This window comes from Citrobacter sp. wls826 (genome assembly GCF_005281245.1).
GTDB lineage: Bacteria > Pseudomonadota > Gammaproteobacteria > Enterobacterales > Enterobacteriaceae > Citrobacter > Citrobacter braakii.
In genome coordinates, this window is the sequence record NZ_SZWS01000064.1 from 55,096 (window position 1) to 58,475 (window position 3,380).

6 protein-coding genes are annotated in these 3,380 nt (G+C 53.0%); all 6 read right to left on the minus strand.

The features are described from left to right. On the minus strand, window positions 1-958 hold a 958-nt coding region (gene tssI / locus FDW87_RS23160), incomplete at its 3' end, for a type VI secretion system tip protein TssI/VgrG (RefSeq protein WP_252363273.1). Window positions 959-985: 27 nt separating this feature from the next. Further along, window positions 986-1,267: a type II toxin-antitoxin system RelE/ParE family toxin gene (locus FDW87_RS20210; protein WP_019078244.1), complete on the minus strand. Its 282-nt coding sequence runs from the start codon at window positions 1,265-1,267 to the stop codon at window positions 986-988. Then, entirely contained in the window at window positions 1,257-1,505 is a 249-nt protein-coding gene (locus FDW87_RS20215; protein ID WP_137380106.1) for a type II toxin-antitoxin system Phd/YefM family antitoxin, read from the minus strand. Before FDW87_RS20215 ends, FDW87_RS20210 begins: the two co-directional genes overlap by 11 nt. A gap of 97 nt (window positions 1,506-1,602) precedes the next feature. After that, the gene (locus FDW87_RS23215; RefSeq protein ID WP_016155557.1) at window positions 1,603-1,731 is read right to left on the minus strand and encodes a hypothetical protein; all 129 of its coding nucleotides are present in this window, start codon (window positions 1,729-1,731) and stop codon (window positions 1,603-1,605) included. 68 nt (window positions 1,732-1,799) lie between these two features. Continuing rightward, window positions 1,800-2,273, minus strand: a complete 474-nt coding sequence (locus tag FDW87_RS20220) for a hypothetical protein (RefSeq protein WP_016155556.1) — start codon at window positions 2,271-2,273, stop codon at window positions 1,800-1,802. Window positions 2,274-2,315: 42 nt separating this feature from the next. Next, window positions 2,316-3,380, minus strand: a 1,065-nt coding sequence (locus FDW87_RS23165) for an AAA family ATPase (RefSeq protein ID WP_252363274.1), incomplete at its 5' end; no start/stop codon positions are given.

A 3,380-nucleotide genomic window follows, 5' to 3' on the forward strand; every position in this document is an offset into this window, starting at 1 on the left:
GGTTGCGATAGCGCTCGCCGTCGTATTCGTGGCTGACGGCGATGACCAGCCAGTCGATGTTCAATGCTTTGTCATCGTGATCGGTCAAAGTAAACCAGTGCCCGGCGGTCAGCGCCGCGCAGTCGCTTTCGCCGACCAGCTGTTTCGCCTGCGCCTTCAGGGCGTTAACTTTCCACGCCGCCAGCGCGTCGCCTTCGGCTTTAACGCTAAAACGCCCCGGATGCTGATACTGCATACCCCCCTTCTTCTCACCAGCCTGCGCGAACAGCGCCGCTTTCGGCTGCTCGTAGTTATAGTCGCTGCTCTGGAAGCCCTGCGCGGTGGCCTGCAAACGCAGCTCTGCCGAGCGAATCGCCCCGGTTTCCCGCTCGCCGCTCTGTGCCGCCTGATACTTGACCTTTTTCTCACCCGCTATCGGCGGGAAGGCGCTGTTATCATCCGCCAGCACCAGCGTGTGTTTGCCTTCCTTATGGGTGAAGAACCAGAAGATCCCCTCCAGCTCCAGCAGCCGCGAGACAAAATTAAAATCGCTTTCGTTGTATTGCAGGCAGTATTCGCGCTTTTCTGATTTGGTTTTGAGTTTGAACTGATAGTCGGTAAACCCGGCATCCTTAAACACCTTCTCGACGATCTCCTGCGCGCTGAGGTTCTGAAACACGCGGTTATTGCTGGCAAGCGTCAGCCACCACAGCCACGGGCGCAGCACAAACTGGTAGCGATCGGCGTTACCGGTCGCCGGAAGCTGGTGCGCCTCGGCAATCAATCCGTCGTAGTCGGCGCTGTTGATGGTGGCGGTCAGATGGGTCGCCAGCGCAGTATCGAGAGTCAACGGCGCGGAGGTGGTTCCCGCGACGGTCGCGGTGGTCAAACTGTTAAGTTGGGAATCGGTGTGCACAGTGGCGGCGGTAAGGCCGGTCAGGGCTGGGGCGGTGAGTGTGATAATGGTGGTATCTGGCATGGGGAAATTCCTTTTTCAACGATAGCGCTAGCGCCGGTTAGCCTGATGATAAACCTCATCACCATCACGTCTGCCCACTGCGATCACAAGAACGACAACCTGCTCGTCCTCGACCTGATAGACCAGACGATACCCGGCACTGCGAAGCTTGATTTTGTAACGGTGTAATTTGCCGGAAAGGCGGGCGGCAGGGACATGGGGATTTTCCAGCCGCTCCGCCAGTTTCTTTTTGAACTGCTCGCGTAATGCAGGGGAAAGCTTGCGCCACTCCTTGAGCGCAATATCTAAAAACTCCAGGTTATAGGTCATTTAAAGACACCTTTATTCGCTTTCCATCTTCACGTTCGTCGGCGATACGGTTCAGCTCGGCGTCTTCTGCCAGCTCCAGCAGATACGCATAAACCGCAGGCGGCACGCAGTAAAACGCTGGCTCATTGCGGTTCAGAATCGCCACCGCTTCACCCTCCCCGGCGTTGACTGTCCCCATTGGGTTACGTTTCAGGTCGGTGATACTGGCAGCGGTTTTGGTCAGGATATGAAATGGCATGGTGTTTTCCTCGTTAATGAGGTTTTAGTATAGACCATTAAAAGCACCTTTATAAGCATCATTAATGATGCTTATAACCATGATGTGTGGTTCGTTGTCAGGTTAACGGCGCGGAGGTGGTTCCTGCGATGGTGACGATGGTCAGGCCGTTAAGTTGGAAGTCGGTGTGCGCGGTGGTGGCGGTAAGGACCGGAGCGGTGAGTTTGATAATGGTGGTGTTGGGCATGGGAGAGTCCTTATTATATAATTTCAGTCATATTAAACATTTGTAATAAACAAAAATTCTTCATATATTCACTGATAAAGAGATTTATCAAACTGCCCGTCCAATAAAAAAAGCTCTCTAACTCTAATAAGGTCCTCCGGAGGGTAAATGCACATACGATTAGTAATTAGCAAATCACTAAAGCTTAACTTTCCATCAACTAAAATAGCTTTTCTTGCAAATGCTATCTTATTTGCCTCAATATAATTACAATGAATCTCCATTTGTGTCATAGCATTCGCCTTTGCTCCCTGCGTAGCATGATGCTGATACAGCCATTCCAATATATCTACCCCTGAAGCTACAACCGCATACACATAGCCACCATAACGAGCTGCATAATCCATTGCAATTAGTAGCTCTTTCGTTGTAGAAATACCACCTGTAGCTTGCCCGCCAGGATGAACTATAATCCCGCCAGTATATCTGGGATGAAATCCTTCTTCAAAAATCACCTCGGGGCCACGCAAATCAGCTCTAAATAGCACTCTGTTTCTAAACATATTTCTCATCCAGATAAATTTTAATTTAAATTATACAAAGTATTATCTCATCACTTCCCCAACCACCAGATTCTCAACATCTCTGGCCCCCACGCCCTTACATTTCTCCATCACTCTTTCCACCAATCCATCCTCCATATTTAATTTATCCCCCGTCGCCACAAAATATCTCTGTGATAACTTTTCCAATTTAGCCAACACAATTCCCTTCAATATTTCTTCATCTAACGCGCGATAGGCCACCGTGGTCATCCGCGCTAAAAAAGCCGGGCGGAAATGGGTTAACAACTCCTCGCGCAATGCCTCGTTAAACCGCTCTCCGTTTAATTCACACGCAGGCGTTTCCAGAATTAATTCCGCACCGACGTTGCTGGTCGCCAGCATCACCGTATTTTTGAAATCGACAATTAATCCGGTGCCGTCCTCCATCACCCCTTTGTCGAAGACGTTATAAAACGCCTCCAGCACGTCCGGGTGCGCTTTTTCAATTTCGTCGAGCAGCACCACGGAATAGGGGCGACGGCGCACCGCTTCGGTTAATGCCCCGCCGCTGCCATAACCCACGTAGCCCGGCGGCGCGCCTTTCAGCTGGCTGACGGTGTGCGCCTCCTGATATTCAGACAGATTAATGGTGATCAGATTACGTTCGCCGCCGTACAGGGCATCCGCCAGCGCATAGGCGGTTTCGGTTTTGCCCACACCGGTTGGCCCCACCAGCAGGAACACGCCGACCGGCTTTTGCGGGTCGGTCAGACCGCTGCGATAAGCACGTAAACGCTGGGCGATAGTCTCCAGCGCCGCCTGCTGCCCCATCACCCGCTCGCTCATTCGCTCAACCAACGTGCGCAGGGCGTGGGCTTCGTCGGTCAGCATCTGGCCGATAGGGATACCGGTCCAGCCGCCAATCACCGCCGCTACCGTGGCAGTATCCACGCAGTCCGGCACCAGCGGCACTTCGTCGCGCAGTTGCGCAGCGGCGGTTTCCAGTTTGCCGATCAGCGCCGCGCACTCCACCAGTTCTTGCTCCAGTTCCTCGTCATCGTCCAGCCGTTCGCTGAGATCCAGCATCCGTTGACGGGCGGCCAGTAGCTCACCGACCCGCTGGGG